This is a genomic window from Acinetobacter sp. BZX-2 (genome assembly GCF_055179795.1).
Genome location: NZ_CM143686.1, coordinates 1,908,579 through 1,925,792, shown reverse-complemented (window position 1 = coordinate 1,925,792; position 17,214 = coordinate 1,908,579). Strand labels below are relative to the sequence as shown.

Genomic DNA, 17,214 nt, shown 5'->3' with positions numbered 1-17,214 from the left:
TGATTAATTGTTTCTATTTAAATTTAATGCAGATGATAGCCAAGTAATATAACTCTTTCTATTTCTTGAACAAATGATAACTTTACCATTACCACGAAATTTAAGAACCATTCCTTCACCGCTGGTAAAACTATTAAGTAAATTGCCCATTAAGCCACGGTTTTGTGAGCTTGGCATGCCAATGTTATAGCTGAGTGTAGAGTCCCAAGCCACGACATGACCATTATCAATCGTGGTTTCTCCATTTTGAGCACTGACTTCTACTTCCATTAACGTGCCGCAACCCGATATACAAAGTTTGCCCTGTCCTGAGGATTCCATCACCACAAAACCGCCTGTATCGCCAAAAAAGCCACCACCTAAATTTGCTTGCAGTTTAGCTTTCACATTGACGTGTTCTGTAGCAGCAACAAAAGCACCATCGGACAATGTGTACTGTTGTGGGCCAATGTCTAAGATTTGCATATCTCCATCTAAGTTTGGAGAAAGTAGGCATTGTCCATTTCCAAAAGAAGCTTTGATTTCTTGCTGGAATAACGACTCACCAGTTGTGAAACGGCGCATAAATGACTGAAATAATCCTCCGCGCAGGTTTCCACCCAATTCGAGATTTTGTTCAATCATGACCATTGCATCAGATTCGCAATATATCTTTTCTCCCTGAACCATATCGACCAATAGAAAAGGTTCTGGACTACCCACTAATTCAAATTGAGCCATAGTTATCCCTCGTTAACGAATGATGTTTTTGTTTTTAGCTTCTTTTAACCAAAGCGGAAATTCTTGCAGTAATGCATCGTACAGCTGTGCTTCTGGCATACTTTGTATATTGGCCATTTCAAAGAAATTACAGTTGTCTACGATACGACCATCCATGGTATCTAGTTGCTCTAGAACACCATAGTTTCTTCCACCTATTCCAACAAACTGCCAAAAAATGGGTTGAAGAGAAGCATCTTTGAGAATGTTTTTAATCTTCTTGCTTTGTGAAACGCCACCATCTGAGATAAAGACGATATATACAGGCAAGTTAGATGGGTTTTCTTTGATGAAGTAGTTTAAAACAGCTTCAAGTACTACAGGTTCATTATTATATCGAGCACCTGCGTTCCATTTCGGATGGCCGCCTTGGTCGGTATTGACAAAATTTTGCAGGTTTTTCAGTGTGACGTCACTTAACCTTAATGATTTTTCTGCGAATGCCCAACATTCAAAGCTTCCATCATCATCAAAATTCACAGCCAAAGGCATGATTCGATCCAGTACTTTTTGCACATCACCTTTAATATATTGCTGATGCATCGAACCTGAATAATCCAGAACTAAGGCGACACGTGCTTTCACATCCAATAAATTATTTTTTTCTAAACTGATTAAAGATTTTTTCGTTAGATCCACCAAGTGTGGTGCGGATTTTTCAATCTTATCCAAGACAATCTTTTTCTTTAAATCTACTTTAGAAACAACTTCCGTAGCTTTTTCTTCAGTTTGAGAATGTGTCGGTGTATCTTCTGCGACTTCACCACCAAAGTGTTGAACCAATGCTTTTAATCCACCATTAAAGCCTTGACCGATTGCAGCAATACGCCAAGCATCGCTTCTAAAATAAATTTCAGCCAACATCAGTGCTTTTTCTTGATGAAAACTTGAACCATTTAATTGATATGTTGCAAGCACTTGTCCATGTTGATTACACAGCTCAACCTGAGCTGTTTGGATTTGTTGCATTGACGATTGTTCATTTGAAACTGTTGCACAAATCACAAAACGAGGAGTTTGCTTTGCATCAATTTTATTTAAATCAAAAGAAAAAATATGTGATGTATTTTGTAATTGATACTGAACCTCTCCCTTAGGCGTCGCAGGCTGATTATAAAAAGTCATGTAATCATCATGATAAAGCTTATCAGTTGCGGCTATACCAAAACATGAGATATCAACTTCAAAAGCTGCTGTAAATTGCACACGCAATTTAAATACTGTTTCGTGTTGAAGCAGTTGATGGAGCGCTATTTTTTGTCCAGTAATCAATTGCATTATTGTGCTCTATTTTAGTACTTGAAAATAATTTCCATATCAATCAAATCTGGGTTTAATCACTTTCAAGTACTAAAAGATAAATCTTTTAGTACTTGTTTGGTCTCTTTAACACATTAATCTTTTGAGACTAATGATTAAACAGCAACACCATAGCTCGCAGCTAAAGCACCAAGGCCACCATTGAAGCCTTGACCTACTGCTTTAAATTTCCACTCACCGCTATGACGGTATAATTCACCAAAGATCATTGCAACTTCAGTACTACCATCTTCAGATAAGTCAAAACGAGCTAATTCTTCAGCATTGTTATCTTGGTTAAGTACACGGATATAGGCTTTATCAACCATTCCGAAGTTTTGACCATTTTGCTGACCTTCATGAATCGTCACTGCAAATACAATTTTCGCGATGTCAGCAGGAACTTTTGAAAGATCTACAGAAATTGTTTCGTCATCACCTTCACCATCACCAGTACGGTTGTCACCTTGGTGAGACACAGAACCACATGGAGAAGTTTTTTGATTGAAGAAAATAAAACCACCATCACCTGTAACTTTGCCATTTTCGCCAGTTAAGAATGCAACTGCATCTAAGTCAAAAGCTTTACCGTCTGTAACACGTGGATTCCAACCTAAACCCAAATCTACTTTGTTCATCGTAGGCGCTGTTTTAGACAGGTTGATGTTTCCGCCTTTTGATAAATTAATTGCCATTTTTAGTTTCCTTTTTTCCGTTGTGGTTTCAAGATTCTTGCTTTTTACTATATGAAATAGATGAAATAACAGCCCAAACGATGAAAGCAACACCGATTAAACCTGTAACAACTTCTGGTATATGAATACCTGTACCGCTTGCTAACATAATGAATGCAAGCGCACCAATTGCGTAGTGAGCACCATGTTCTAAAAAGATATATGCATCCAATGTGCCTTTTTCAACCAGATATACTGTCATTGAACGCACAAAGATCGCACCAATAGCTAGGCCAAGCATAATAATTACCACATCGCTGGTAATTGCAAAAGCGCCGATTACACCATCGAAACTAAAAGATGCATCTAATACTTCTAAATATAGAAATCCGCCGATACCGCCTTTAATAATGGTTCCTGTGACTGGGGCACCATTTGATTGCGGTTGTTCTTCTTCGTCATCATGTGAACCACCCTCAAGTAAGTGTCCAATCACTTGCACGCCTACATAAACAACGATCCCCCAAATACCCGCCATCGTTACCACAAGACGTGATGCTTCAGGGACAAAGTTAGCCATAACCAACAAAGCACATAATGAAATAAATACAGAAATTGCTTGGATATTGCCAAGATCGGCAAGTTTAGATTCCAACCAATGGAACCAATGCTCATCTTTCTCATCATCAAATAAGAAGTTGAGGAAAACTAACAATAAGAACATGCCACCAAATGCTGCAATTTCAGCATGATGTGCCATTAATTTTTCTGAATATGTTTTTGGATCATTGAGTGCCAGTTTAGCCACTTCAATCATGCCCATATCGGCAGTGACACCCACAATAAGCAATGGGAAAACCAAACGCATACCAAATACAGCAATGACAATACCCACTGTTAAGAACAGTGTGCGCCAAAAATGATTCCAATGCTTTAATACAGAAGCATTGACGACGGCATTGTCAAAAGAAAGCGAAACTTCCATCACTGCCAAGATCGAAGTGATGGCTAAAGCTTTAGCCATCGTCATTAAGCCTGCTTCGGGGCCATGCGTAAAACCCCAATAGGCCGAAAGCGCCAAGCAGATAATGGTGAAAATAATAGAAAAACGAAAATGTTTCATTGAATTAACTCAAGGTTATATACTAATTCCATACTGGCGACACATGGCGCTTAAGCCACCGTTATAGCCTTGACCGACCGCCCTAAACTTCCATTCACCATTGTGGCGATACAATTCGCCAAAAATCATGGCTGTTTCAGTTGAATAATCTTCATTTAAATCAAAACGTACGATTTCAACATGGCTTTGGTCATTTAAAACACGGATAAATGCATTCTGCACTTGACCAAAATTTTGGCCACGGCTATCTGCATCATGAATCGTAACAGTAATTGCAATTTTGTTAACATCGGCAGGTACTTTGCTTAAATCGATTTTAACAGCTTCGTCATCGCCGTCACCTGCGCCAGTACGGTTGTCACCTGTATGTTCAACAGAACCTTCAGGAGAGCGTGTTTGGTTATAGAAAATAAAGTCATGTTCACCACGAACTTTATCATTCTCACCCAAAAGGAATGCTGAAGCATCAAGGTCGAAGTCTACACCATCTGTTGCGCGAGCATCCCATCCTAAGCCAACTAAAACTTGAGTTAGGCTCGGATCGGTTTTACTTAAAGATAAATTGCCACCCTTGTTTAATGAAATAGCCATTTTTTTAACCCTCTTCTTTATTGATATGAAGTTTCAATCGTATGTAAAACGTGTTTTAAATTAGTCTTTGGAACCTTGTGTCCATCGGAAGCCAAAACGATAATGCTGATCTAAATATTGCTGATCTTTAAAATAAAGAACTTCCCTATTTGCCTGAATTGCACCATTGATATTTTTAAGTTCAACAATAGCGCAAGTGGTTAATTGATTGCCATCCGTCAGACGAACTTCAATTTCAGGTTGATCAGGAATTCTTATTGTCACAACACCATCTGTAGCGGCCCATTGCGCAGCACCTTTATAAATATAGGTGTATATAACAATTCGTTCAATTTGATCCCACTGATTGCCGTTAATATGTAGGTTTTCACCATTCACTGCTGTACCGGTACGGTCGTCACCATCTAACTGAATAAACGGTTTTTGTTCAAAACGACCAAAGCGATTGCCTAGTGGTTGAACTAAATCAATATCACCATTTTTGAGTTGAATCATTGCCCCTAAATCTAGATCAATTGAATTGGATCCTGACAATTTTTGAAAGAATGATTGTGATTTCGGCTGTGCTTTATTCCAATTGAGATTGACTAAAATCTTGCCGAAGCCCGATCCTTTTTTAGTCAAATTGATGGTCGAGTTGCCTTTATCGAGTTTAATCTTTGATAAATTGATCGTTGAGCTTGTAGGTGTAGGTGTAGGTGTAGGTGTAGGTGTAGGTGTAGGTGTAGGTGTAGGTGTAGGTGTAGGTGTAGGTGTAGGTGTAGGTGTAGCATGATGATTATCTGCTGAAATCACAACCCCAAAATTCTCTGCCAATGGCTTTAAACCACCATTGAAACCTTGATTTACAAACCTAAACTTCCATTGATTATTGTGTTTATACACTTCGGCTAAAATAAGTGCTTTCTCAGATTTGTTCTGAGTATCCACTTGTGCTGTCGCAATCAACTGATTTGCAGCAGAAAGTTCTACATGAATAGGACGTATGCTGCTTAATTGATGCGGTTCATTTAAGGTCACACAAATTGCAATTTTTTGAATTTGCGGATCAATGAGTGAGGTATCAATATTTAATCGAGTGATATACGGGTCTTTTGCACTAGACTCTGTTAAAACAATGCTTTTATTTGCTGTTTGTCGTTGACCGTAGAAAATCATATCGTGGTCACCACGGACTTTGAAGGTGTCCTGTGCCAATTGGTATGCTGTGACATCCAATTCAAGCATTGCAGCAAAACTTGTTTTAATACAAATTTCAATATTTTGAGCAGTTAACGCAAGATTTCCACCAGCTACAAGTTGCATATCTACTCCATTCAAAATTTCTATATTGTTATCATTCATCTCAAATGAATTTTAAAAGTAAAAGTCTTCCCAAACAAATCAGAGATATAAATAAACTTCCCGATACAATTCGATATAAAATCGATTAAAAATTTAATCTAATGTTTTACCATAAATATTCTCAATCTCAATACTTTGAATAATATTTTTACATTGAATTTCGTGTGTTATACAAAATATTGAAATTAAATCTTGTATCTAAAGTGCGAATTGTTATATTTTCGCGCGGTAATTCTAAATATTGTGTTATTCAACTTTATCTTCCATAAAAATTTGAGATTAATTTAACCGTGTTACAGCAATATAAAATATGGATCGCCGAAAGTTATTCTTGTCAAAAAGACATTATTCAGTTATTAAAATCTTCTAATTTATCAAAGCATTTAACCATTTATTGTTCACATACTCGCAATCGTCCTGAGTTGGTTTTACTTGCAGATCATTACTTTCAACAACCTGCGATAAAACAAAGCGCTGAATGGTTACTCGAGCAATGCATTCAACATGACATTCAACTGTTGTTTTGTGGCAAACACTGCCAGTTTATCGAGCCCTTTAGAGCACAATTTGAAGCGCATAATATTCAGTTGTTGACGGGTGCAATTGGTGCTAAAAATCACGAATTGATGAATAACAAATATCAGTTTGGTTTGCATTGTGAAACCCAAAATTTACCTTATATTCCTGCACTGTTCGTCAACTCTACTGCAAGTCTAAAAAGTGCTATTCAACAATTCCAACAACAATATGTGGAAATATGTGCCAAACCTGTTTACGGGGTTTATGGTTCAGGTTTTGTGCATTTACGCAATGATGTGTCGTATTTCAAAAAGTTTGAGAATGCGTCGCAATCAAATACACAACAATTTATTGAAGCTTATGATCAACTGTCTGAACCGACAGATTATCTAATCATGCCGTTCCTGAATGGTCAGGAATGTTCTGTAGATATTGCCTGTAATGCAGGAAAAATTTTAGCGCAAGTCACTCGTATCAAATATTCTTTTTATCAAGAATGTTTTACTGAACATCCTTGTCATCAAATTTGCATAGATTTAGTTAAATATTTTCAATGTGATGGCTTAATCAATATCCAGTTTAAACAAGATGAAAGTTTAGCGTGGCATATTCTTGAAATCAATGCTCGCCCTGCTGGCGGTTTTGCCTATACGCAGCATACGGGTGTCAATTTGATTGCTGAATTAATTGCTGACAAATTACAGCTAAATTTAGAGCGTGAGCCGCAGCACTCACCAGTAAAAGTGTTACCGCTGACCCAAAGTATTACATTGGATTTTTAATATTCATGAAACATATAGAATTAAGCCGTGGGCGTATTAGCGTACAAGTCAATCAACAGCATACACATTGGGATTTAGACGGTTTACTTGATTTTGCAGAAAGAATAAATCCTAAAAGAGCATTTTTATTTGTTTCTAAGGTTTTGGGTAAACATATTCCTGTTGCACCATCGGTGATGCAGCGTAGTTATGCAGATTTGGCAAGCTTGATTCCTAAAGATTTGCAAGGTCCGATCTGCGTGATTGGTATGGCTGAAACAGCAGTCGGTTTAGGCGCGGGTGTTTACCGTGAGCTTAAAAAAGATTATGGCAAAAAAGCTATCTTTTTAACCACAACACGCCACCCTGTTTCAACGTTGCCAACTTTGGGGCTGTTTTTAGAAGAACATAGTCATGCGCAAGATCAATGTATCCTCAGTAGCCATGATCAGAGTAAACATCAGCATGTAGTCAATGCAAAAACTTTGGTTCTAGTGGATGATGAAATTTCTACAGGTAAGACATTTAAAAACTTAATCAATAGTTTAAAAAGTTCGGGCTTGGAACAAGTTGAACGCATTATTCTTGTGACATTGGTCAATTGGGCTGAACAGCATTTAGCGACCGAAGATTTAGATATTCCTGTTGAAGTGATTTCTTTGCTGCATGGTCATTGGCAATGGCAGCCGAATAATCAAAATATTCAAGTTGATATGCCTGATGTTGGTTCAACACAGCAACAAGCTCAGAAAATTATTGCACCCAATGATTGGGGACGTGAACCTTGTTATTTGGAATGTACAGCTTGGCCACAAGTAAAAGTAAAAAATCCAAATGAAAAGATACTTGTTTTAGGGTCTGGAGAATTTACTTGGATTCCTTTTTTAATTGCCGAGCAATTGGAACAACAAGGTGCTGAAACTTATTACAGCTCAACTACACGCTCCCCGATTATGCAGGGTCATGCCATTCAAAGTATCTGCCGCTTTCAAGATAATTATGGGCTGAATATTCAAAATTTTGCGTATAACGTTAAACATCAAAATTTTGACCGTGTACTTTTAGTTATTGAAACAGCTCAAGATAGTGTAGACCCAAGCCTATTTGAACAAATTAAAAATTTAGAGGTGATCAGTTATGAACCCTAAACCCCTCGTTTTTGTTGATTTAGACGATACACTTTTTCAAACACATAGAAAGCAAAAGCCTACACCGTTACATAAAATTGCGACTACAGATGTTTCAGGGCAACCGCTTTCTTATAAAAATCCAAAACAGCAAGTTTTTGTGAATTGGTTACTTGAAACAACTGAAATTGTTCCTGTAACCGCTCGTTCTGTTGAAGGTTTTAAACGTGTACAAATTCCTTTTGAATATGGTGCAATTTGTTCACATGGTGGTACGATTCTTGGTAAAAATAATCAAGTTGATCTTGAATGGTTACAACTTAAACAACAAGAAAATGCAAACTTAAACCATGTTCTACATAACTTGGCCGATGCGATGCATGACTATGCCAAAGACTTAGGTTCACTTCGTACGTGGACTTTGGAAGAAAACCAGTTAAAAATTTATACTGTGGCAAAACAAAATGAGCCCGATACATTATTTTTAGACCAACTGGTGCAACATATTCCTAAAAGTATCCTTGAACATTGTTATATACACATCAATGGGAATAATTTAGCCATCATTCCCAACCATATTTCTAAACAAAAAGCGGTTGAGTTTTTTATCCAAAAATATGATCCAAAGCATGAACGTGTAGTTTTAGGATGGGGTGATAGTTTGTCAGATGCGGGCTTTTTAAGCTGTTGCGATTGGTTTGGCATGCCTAAAAATAGCCAATTAGATAAGTTTTTAAATATAAATTTAATGCATGATCACGATGCCAAGGGGTATTTAGGCCATGTCTAATCACTCACAAATCAAAAATCAGACATTGCTAAAATTAGGCTTCCACGGTTCATATCGTCCAGAAGATGTGACTTTTTTAATGCAAGTGGATGATATTCAACCCACCGATGTAGAAGAAAAAGAATATCTGATTCAATCTGGGAAAATGCATTATTCTCAAATGATTAGTGTCGAAAATCCACCGACTGAAGAGCATATGAAGCATTTTCATCACGCTTTTGAGCAAGGTGCATTACGCCTTGCTGAAGAAGTACAAAAGATTGGAAATTCATTATTACAACGCTTTGCGCAGCAACCGATTGTATTGATTAGTTTAGTCCGTGCAGGTGTGCCGCTAGGTGTTTTACTTAAACATTATTTAAGTGACCAACGCTCAGTTCCACAAACTTCTAACGATCAAAATGTAAATATTCAAAACCATGATGTACATCATTACGGTATAAGTATCATTCGTGATCGTGGGATTGATTTTGCTGCTTTGCAAGCCATTATTGAGCAGCACGGTGCTGAAAATATTGTTTTTGTAGATGGCTGGACAGGTAAAGGTGCAATCTGTAAAGAACTCACTCAAAACTTACTCAATATCCCTGAATTATTTGATGAAAATTGGCCAATTCCTCGTTTAGTGACCCTGTCAGACCTCGGTGGTTTTTCATGGTTAAGCGCAAGTACAGATGATTGGCTGATTCCTTTTGGTATATTAGGTTCAGTGATTTCTGGATTAACTTCTCGGACGATTTTAAAACAAAGCATTGATCGTAAAGATGCAGAGCGTGATTGTTATAATCCACAAAAATGGCACAGCTGTTTAATTTACAATCATTTACAGCCTTATGATTTATCTGTAGATTTTATTGAGAAAATTTTAAAGCTGATTAAACTTAACCCTGTTACTGAGCCTGCGCATTGGAATAACCAAATCCGCCTAGCTCAACAACAATCTTCAAGTGAAACGATTGCTTGGATTGCTGAGCATTATTCAGTAGAAAATATTAACCGAATTAAAGCCAGTATTGCCGAAGCGACACGTGCTGTGTTAAGACGTGTACCTGAACGTATTTTATTGCGCAATGACACCGATCCTAATGTGCAACTTTTATTACATTTTGCCCATGAAAAAAATATTCCTGTAGAAATCATTGGATCTAAATTGGGTCCTTATCAAGCTGTCACCCTGATAAAAAAAGTAGAGAAAAAATAATGAAACATCTACAACATGCGATCGAGTTAGGCGCAACAATGTATATTCCTGCAACACATGAACAGTTGTGGGAAGTGACTCAAGGCATCAAATTTCCATTGATCAAATCAATCGCAGTTTGTCTTGAAGATGCCGTTTTAGAGTCTGATGTTCAAACCGCAATGGTCAATTTAAAGAACTTATTACAAAAACGTTTAGAAAACCCAAATTTAAGAGCACCTGCTGTTTTTATTCGCCCACGTAATATTGAAATGGCAAAGCATATTGTAGATTGGGACTTAAATCAGACTTTTAACGGCATGATTTTGCCGAAATTCAATATTCATAATTTGCAAAATTGGATGGATGTATTACCTGCAAATTTACAATATATGCCAACACTGGAAACCAAAGAAATTTTTGATATTTCTCATAATATTGAGTTATATCAAGCACTCAAATATGATTTTCATAAAACGCTATGTCTAAGAGTGGGTGGAAATGATCTCTTGTCATGTTTAAATCTTAGACGTCCTAAAAATACCACGATTTATCAAACGCCAGTCGGGATACTCATTGCTCAACTGGCGGGTTTATTTATTCCCAATGGTTTTCAATTGAGCTCACCTGTTTGTGAACATTTTGAAAATACTCAGTTATTGATGCAAGAAATCACTCAAGATATGAACAATGGGATTTATACCAAAACGGCAATTCACCCAACTCAAATTGGACATATTCATTTGGCATTACAAGTACGAGCCGAAGAGCTACATGAAGCTCAGTTGATTCTTGCCAGTGATGCAAAAAGTGTATTTAAAAGCCATGGCTCTATGCTTGAACCAGCAACCCATAAAAATTGGGCTGAAATGATTTTATTGCGTTACAAAACCTTTGGGCTACTAAAATCATCAGCAGGATTGGATAAATTAAGCCTCAGTTCTTAGTGATGAAAATGGTTTGCAGATTTAATCAATGAATCTGTAAACCATTATTTCTAAATACAATTCTATATTCTTCACTTATATATCTTTAAGCTTCAACCATCTGTACTACAGCTAAACGTCCACCATCTTCTTTCGAAAGTAAGATTTGAGCGCCATCTTTAAGCTCAATCTTTCCGCCGATTGGAATAGGCGTTTTAGTCACAACATCGGTTAAATCAGGCAGCCCTTCATTGACGAGCCACCACACATCGTTATGCAATACAAAATAACCTTTACGTTTGGTTTGTTCAGGCGTAAGTCGTTCATTCGGTGCAATCATATTATTGGCATGCCATGCGTAAAGCGATTGCCCTGTCCATACCATTAAACGGTGGTTATCAGGTCTAAAATTACCTTGCTGTCTTGCTGAATATAAATTCAGAATCGGTAATTTGCCTTTAAACGGTGTATGGCAAAATGGGCATTCAGGTTGAGTCGAATTATCAAATACATACCACTTTTGACCACAACGATGATTATGACAAGGTTGAATCAAATCGACAGTTTTGACCAAAGCAGTTTCCCAGTCATTCGCTGATGGACGTTTGCTTGGATCGTGCAACCCATCAACAAAACTTTTTATAAATAGTTCAGACAAATAAGGCCCTGTCACCGTAAATGGTACTTTTGCTGGATCAGCCCAAGGCTGTTGGCTGACTTTGAGTTGTGATGGCTTGACTCGATTGCTTGGGTCTGTCGGGTGTTCAACAAATAAGGCCTTTTCCCCCATCCCGATGGTTTCGTCCTTTTGCGGGTCATTCATGTCATGAATTTTTCCACCACGCAGCGGATGGCGATACAACAAATACATATAAATCAAAACAGCCAATGCATGTTTGTCAGTTGCAATACTGGGTAAAATACGATTTGGATCATCTTTTGATAAATGACTGGTTCGCACCACTTCAGGCGCAATAAAATCAGGTGTTCCAACGACATCTGGTGGATATTTTCCAGGTACGACCAAACCATCGACATCGATTACACAGGCACTTCCTGTTACAGGATCAACCAAAATGTTTTTATAGGATAAATCTGAATGTGCCAAACCTGCTGCATGCATACGACGCACAGCCCGAGAAATTAAAATACCAATTTTCAGATAGTTCAGCCATGTGCCTTTTTCTTTTTCATCTAAAAATCTATTTTGATTATTAGCACTGGCAAACCATTTGCCTTCTTTTTCTTTACCTTTGATTTGCAAAAAATCATTATTTTTCGAGCCATATTCAAAGAAAAACTGTTTGTTATAAGTCGGTGCGGTAATTCCAAGCAAATTATTATGTTCAACTAAACCATCTGGCCAACAAAAAATATTCTTCCAATAATCTCCACCTATGCCGTTAAAGATACCATTCCACTTATTGCCAACAATTTCTTTTAAACGGTCTTTTTGCTGTTCCAATGTTGCTCGAGACTCATAAAACTTATTTTTTTCTTTACTAAAAAAACAGACGACATAGCTACGATCAGGTGAAAAATAGACATCTTTCATTGCACCTGAACCAATAATTTCATCGATATACTCAATCGGACGACCATCTACCGTATTACATTTGATAATTTTCGCTGACATTTTTCTTACCTAATTCTATATTTTTAAACACTTTTAAGATAAATATTGATCTCAATGTTTATTCCATAAAACCGCCATAGTTCGGTCATCATGATGTCCTGGTGTAAAGAAATGCATCCATTCCAATAAAGCAGTATCAGCAGATTCAATTTGCATGAGTGGATCAAGTTCTGTGTACAATTTTTGCCACTTTGTATGATTTGCCAAACCAGAATCTGTCTCAAATATAGGATCTGAAATACCATCGGTCATTAACATGATGGCATCTGTATCGGTAAAACAACCAATTTTTAAACGGGTATTAAACTCTTGTGCAATGCTTCTATCTAAAAATTTAGTTTGTCCTGCATATTCACCACCATCAGGAACATTCATCAGTCGTACATTATTTTCACTATAGACAGCAATTGCACCATCGCCCACAGAAAAGGTACTCATAAAAGTTTTGTCTTTTAATTTACAAATTACAGCTACTAAAAGTGTGGTTGAAAATAATTTAGGATTTACATCCAATTCATTGGCTTGATATTCAATTTGCGCAATGATCGATTTATAAATTTCATAATAAACCAAATGAAATTGTTGATTTAATTTTGCTGCAATTTCAGAGGTTTCTGTATCTTGACTGCCCACTTGCCATTTCTTTAAATCTTCAATCAGTGCATCACTGGTATGGGGATTTAGGTAACGTTTAAATTCACTCTGCACAATTTCAACAGCAATTCGTGAACCTTCCCGTGAATATGCAGCACTTCCTGCACCATCTGCCACTGTGATCACAGACCATGGGCTATTTTCAAGCTGAGTAATTGAAAAATCATCATCTCTAAATGTCCCTGCATGCTCATGTGAACGTCCTCGACGACTTGCAGCAACGATTTTATAGTTTTCCGTCTCAATCAAAGCTTGATCGCTATGCTGTTTAAAGAAGTGTTGTCCAACTTCAGGTTCTATAACCTTCCATAAACTACGTGGGTCTGCAATTACATTTAACCTACATTGTGCCGACCTAGTCTCTTGATCTACATAAAACTGAAAAGAAAATTCAAGTTCCTGTGCTTGCTTAGGCTCACCTAAAACAGTCTGTGTTTCAGCATCAAAATAAAAAGTATCATCAGGGAATTTAAAACTATCTGCCTTAAAAGTAATATCATTGACATCATGTTGCGAAATGACTGCAATTTTAGACTGATAATGTTGTCCTACTCGTGCATTTTCTACCTGAAATTTAATATCTTCGTACTTACTTCGTCTAAACACGGACTCTATCTCTTGTCTATTTTTCTCTATTTCAGAGCGGGTTGTTGGTTCTAAAGGTAGCTGATCGGAATCTGTATGAATCACAGATTCAAGCTCAGAAGTTTCTGTTGAATGCGCTACTTCTGATATTTCATTTACATTTTCTGTAACGACATCTATTTGATTTTCTATAGAAAATTCTTCGGATGGAGGCTCATTAGGAATATCTATCACAGTAATAGCTTGAGTATCATGCGATGTCTGAGTGGTTTCATTTTCTGAAAGATTGAAAAGCTCTATAGACTCTATCTTTTCTTCTACAACACGAGATTCAACTTCAACAAGGTGTTGCTTTAATGTGTCATCAGCATCGTGGTGATTTTGATGGTCACAATCTAAAGACCTATTTTCAATCGTTGATTGAGGCTCTTGGATATGTAAACTATTTTCAACGGCTTTAACATTTTTTAATTCTAAAACAAGCTTGGAAAGTTGTTGTAAATTTTGCTCATGCAATAAAAACTGTGAAAACTCAGTACTATAATCTTGTTTATTCTGCTCTAAAATCTGTTTAATTTTGCATTCGTAGCTGTCCATTTTTTCCTCAATTTTATTTTTACAATATGTACAATATCGTCATTTGTTATGTATGAAGATATGCAGATACCACATCAAAATTAACTTATCTTGCTAATGAATCATTGTTCGCGGATTTAAAAATTATAGAAGCCACATTCCCTATTTTAACCTTGTCCACGATTGAGGTTGAAGTCCTCGCCTGAGGCAGAAAAACTAATTTGACGATGACACCACGGACAGATTACAGATTCTCTATAACCGTCATAGCACATTAAATTTCCACAGCCACACACTGCAAATGCTGTTTCAGAAAAACAATGCGGACATTCTGGAAACCCATCCAATTCAGCTGTGTTGATTTGTTTATTGGGTGCCGTGGAATCAGACCAAGTAAAATAATCTTCTGAAATAGCACGACAAGTATCCAGTTTAAAATTATAAATATTGATGTTTAAATCAGCAGGACTTTTGTACTGTAAATTCCTAATATATTTAATAATATAGGGTTTATTCATTTTTTGGCAACGACCAACAAAGGTTGCACAATGTTCATCTACTTTATTTTTACTGATGGATAAGACTTCTTTTGCCAAACGCATATAACGCTGATCTATCGGTAATAATTCATCTTTGAGCTGATTATTTCCAACACTCATACTTTGCGATACCACTGAAGCAGTAATCCATTTGCATAGACCTTTGATATATTCCTGATTTATTTGATCAATCGAAATCGTATTTTCAGTCAATCTGCTCAGCACTGAAAAATCAACATCTGCACCTAGACCAATCGCAACAACTGTCGCCTTGTTGGCATATTTTGTATTCCAGCGTTCAATGGCCTGTTCATATTCGTCTGTAGGGCGACCATCTGTAAACAAATACACCATCGGCTTCCAGTCGCCTTTGACTTCTGTGGTCGTCTTCATCACATAACGATCAATTTCTTGCCCAAGATGATCCAAAGCTTTACCCAAATGCGTTCCACCACCCAAAGGTAAATTAAAATTTTTAAAAGCAAATAACTCTGTTAATGGTACCAATGTTCTTACAATACCCGCATAGGCAATCACAGAAACATAAACAGTTTCCAAAGCATACGGGTCTTTTCGTAAATTACTCAGAATAAACTCAACACCTTCTTGCACTGACTCCAGTGGTTGCCCCACCATTGATTCTGAACAGTCAAGTACAAAAAATACAGGTAAACGGCGCATAATTTCACCTAGATTATTATACAATTGATATATAATAAATTTATTAAATATTTAAAACCAATTTCTTTACGATATTGAGTCAAAAATGACTATAAAACCAATTGAATTTCAGCAGGTGGTGGTGGCAATGAAATAGAATCTGTCACACCTGCACTACTACTGCCTGCAACCACACTTGCAGAGACCCATTTAAAGAAACTTGAAAAACTACTAGAGTCCATGGTGTCTAATACCACCACTTGATCGGTCAATTGCAGTAAAGCTTCTGTTTTGGCTTTTGGGCCAGCCGCACATGCCACAATAGTGGCAAAGTTAGATTGCTTGATGGTCGGTATAATTTGCTGATATGCATAAACATCGGAAGGCGAACCATCCGTCATTAAAAATAAAAGTGGACGCCAATCGCCTTTCACATCATCGGTACTTTTTTGCACATTTTGCTGAACTTCATGTGCGAGTAATTCCAATGCAGCACCCATGAACGTTGCACCTACATTTGGCACATCAAGGTCTGGTATTTGTACTTGATCTAATGGTGTCAGTGGTAAATACACCTTTGCTTCCATATCAAAGGTAATCACGCTTAAATAAACACTTTCAAGCGCATAAGGATCTTGTCTCAATGCACTTAACATCGATTGTAAGCCTACATTAACCGAATGAATGGGTTCACCACGCATAGAGCCAGACGTATCCAATAAAATATAAACAGGTAAGCGACGCATTTTTCTCTCTTTTTATACGGTTATACGTAATTTTTTAACCATGTAACAAAGTTATCTGTCGGAGAAGCATCACCTACAGCATTAAACTTCCAGCCGTTATTTTCTCTAACCAGCTCTGCAAATAATAATGAACGTTGCTGATCATATTGTCCAATACCAGACAAATTGAATCGCACCATTTCTTTACCTGAGGCATCCACTGCACGAATAAAAGCATTTTTGACTTGTCCAAAATGCTGATTATTATTTGCACCATTATAAATTTGAACAATAAAAATAATCTTATGATATTCAGGTGCTAAGCTATTCAGCTTGACAATAATTTGTTCATCATCTCCATCACCTGCACCCGTGCGATTATCACCAGTCAGCCAAATTTGACCTGTACGATGGCTAAGATTATTAAAGAAAATCACATCACTATTGATTAAAGTTGCATTTCCAGATGGATCCCAGCCTAAATCTTTAATTTTTCCATTGTTATCGCAAAGGAAAGCAACCACATCTAGGTCATGTTCTTCTGCTTTTCCACCAAACAGCCCGCCTAAAAACCCTTTCTTTTGTTCAGTAATATCCCAACCCAAGCCAATGGTGACCAATGACAAGTTATGTTGTGATTTTTCAAGACTTAAGCCCTGACCTTTTGCTAATGTTATCCCCATAATAATACCCTTTTATAATGCAATGTTTAGTTTGTAATTTATGTTTAAATATTTGATTAGTTG

General features: G+C 37.0%; 16 protein-coding genes. 5 read left to right on the top strand and 11 right to left on the bottom strand.

Annotation, left to right across the window (positions count from 1 at the left end):
* Positions 1–3: 3 nt before the first annotated feature.
* From ACY45D_RS09075 to ACY45D_RS09050, 6 genes are all read right to left on the bottom strand, one after another.
* Entirely contained in the window at positions 4–720 is a 717-nt protein-coding gene (locus tag ACY45D_RS09075; RefSeq protein ID WP_463106447.1) for a TIGR00266 family protein, read from the bottom strand.
* Positions 721–732: 12 nt separating this feature from the next.
* The gene (locus ACY45D_RS09070; protein WP_463106446.1) at positions 733–2,037 is read right to left on the bottom strand and encodes a VWA domain-containing protein; all 1,305 of its coding nucleotides are present in this window, start codon (positions 2,035–2,037) and stop codon (positions 733–735) included.
* Between the two features lie 137 nt (positions 2,038–2,174).
* Positions 2,175–2,753, bottom strand: a complete 579-nt coding sequence (locus ACY45D_RS09065; RefSeq protein WP_089606566.1) for a TerD family protein — start codon at positions 2,751–2,753, stop codon at positions 2,175–2,177.
* 28 nt (positions 2,754–2,781) lie between these two features.
* Positions 2,782–3,855 carry a DUF475 domain-containing protein gene (locus ACY45D_RS09060; RefSeq protein ID WP_463106445.1) on the bottom strand — a complete coding sequence of 358 codons (1,074 nt, stop codon included), beginning with the start codon at positions 3,853–3,855 and terminating at the stop codon, positions 2,782–2,784.
* Between the two features lie 15 nt (positions 3,856–3,870).
* Positions 3,871–4,446, bottom strand: a complete 576-nt coding sequence (locus ACY45D_RS09055) for a TerD family protein (RefSeq protein ID WP_463106444.1) — start codon at positions 4,444–4,446, stop codon at positions 3,871–3,873.
* 60 nt (positions 4,447–4,506) lie between these two features.
* Positions 4,507–5,751, bottom strand: a complete 1,245-nt coding sequence (locus ACY45D_RS09050) for a TerD family protein (RefSeq protein ID WP_463106443.1) — start codon at positions 5,749–5,751, stop codon at positions 4,507–4,509.
* A 329-nt stretch (positions 5,752–6,080) separates the two neighbouring features.
* On the opposite strand from ACY45D_RS09050, the gene ACY45D_RS09045 reads away from it, so the two are divergent.
* From ACY45D_RS09045 to ACY45D_RS09025, 5 genes are read left to right on the top strand one after another with little or no spacing between them, the layout of a single operon-like run.
* On the top strand, positions 6,081–7,091 hold the full coding sequence (locus tag ACY45D_RS09045) for an ATP-grasp domain-containing protein (protein ID WP_463106442.1): 1,011 nt from the start codon (positions 6,081–6,083) through the stop codon (positions 7,089–7,091).
* A 5-nt stretch (positions 7,092–7,096) separates the two neighbouring features.
* Positions 7,097–8,218, top strand: coding sequence for a phosphoribosyltransferase domain-containing protein (locus tag ACY45D_RS09040; protein ID WP_463106441.1), 1,122 nt, complete (start codon positions 7,097–7,099; stop codon positions 8,216–8,218).
* Positions 8,208–8,987: an HAD family hydrolase gene (locus ACY45D_RS09035; protein WP_463106440.1), complete on the top strand. Its 780-nt coding sequence runs from the start codon at positions 8,208–8,210 to the stop codon at positions 8,985–8,987. The genes ACY45D_RS09040 and ACY45D_RS09035 overlap by 11 nt, the downstream gene beginning before the upstream one ends.
* On the top strand, positions 8,980–10,188 hold the full coding sequence (locus ACY45D_RS09030) for a cysteine protease StiP family protein (protein ID WP_463106439.1): 1,209 nt from the start codon (positions 8,980–8,982) through the stop codon (positions 10,186–10,188). The genes ACY45D_RS09035 and ACY45D_RS09030 overlap by 8 nt, the downstream gene beginning before the upstream one ends.
* Positions 10,188–11,114 carry an HpcH/HpaI aldolase/citrate lyase family protein gene (locus ACY45D_RS09025; protein ID WP_463106438.1) on the top strand — a complete coding sequence of 309 codons (927 nt, stop codon included), beginning with the start codon at positions 10,188–10,190 and terminating at the stop codon, positions 11,112–11,114. Before ACY45D_RS09030 ends, ACY45D_RS09025 begins: the two co-directional genes overlap by 1 nt.
* An 85-nt stretch (positions 11,115–11,199) precedes the next feature.
* On the opposite strand, the gene ACY45D_RS09020 is transcribed toward ACY45D_RS09025, so the two are convergent.
* From ACY45D_RS09020 to ACY45D_RS09000, 5 genes are all read right to left on the bottom strand, one after another.
* Positions 11,200–12,729, bottom strand: a complete 1,530-nt coding sequence (locus ACY45D_RS09020; RefSeq protein ID WP_463106437.1) for a protein kinase domain-containing protein — start codon at positions 12,727–12,729, stop codon at positions 11,200–11,202.
* Positions 12,730–12,780: 51 nt separating this feature from the next.
* Complete coding sequence (locus ACY45D_RS09015; protein ID WP_463106436.1) at positions 12,781–14,565, bottom strand: PP2C family serine/threonine-protein phosphatase; 1,785 nt, start codon at positions 14,563–14,565, stop codon at positions 12,781–12,783.
* A gap of 146 nt (positions 14,566–14,711) precedes the next feature.
* A complete protein-coding gene (locus ACY45D_RS09010; protein WP_463106435.1) occupies positions 14,712–15,764 on the bottom strand; it encodes a TerY-C metal binding domain-containing protein in 1,053 nt (350 codons plus the stop codon).
* Positions 15,765–15,853: 89 nt separating this feature from the next.
* Positions 15,854–16,489, bottom strand: coding sequence for a VWA domain-containing protein (locus ACY45D_RS09005; protein WP_463109382.1), 636 nt, complete (start codon positions 16,487–16,489; stop codon positions 15,854–15,856).
* 20 nt (positions 16,490–16,509) lie between these two features.
* Positions 16,510–17,151: a TerD family protein gene (locus ACY45D_RS09000; RefSeq protein ID WP_463109381.1), complete on the bottom strand. Its 642-nt coding sequence runs from the start codon at positions 17,149–17,151 to the stop codon at positions 16,510–16,512.
* Positions 17,152–17,214: the final 63 nt, after the last annotated feature.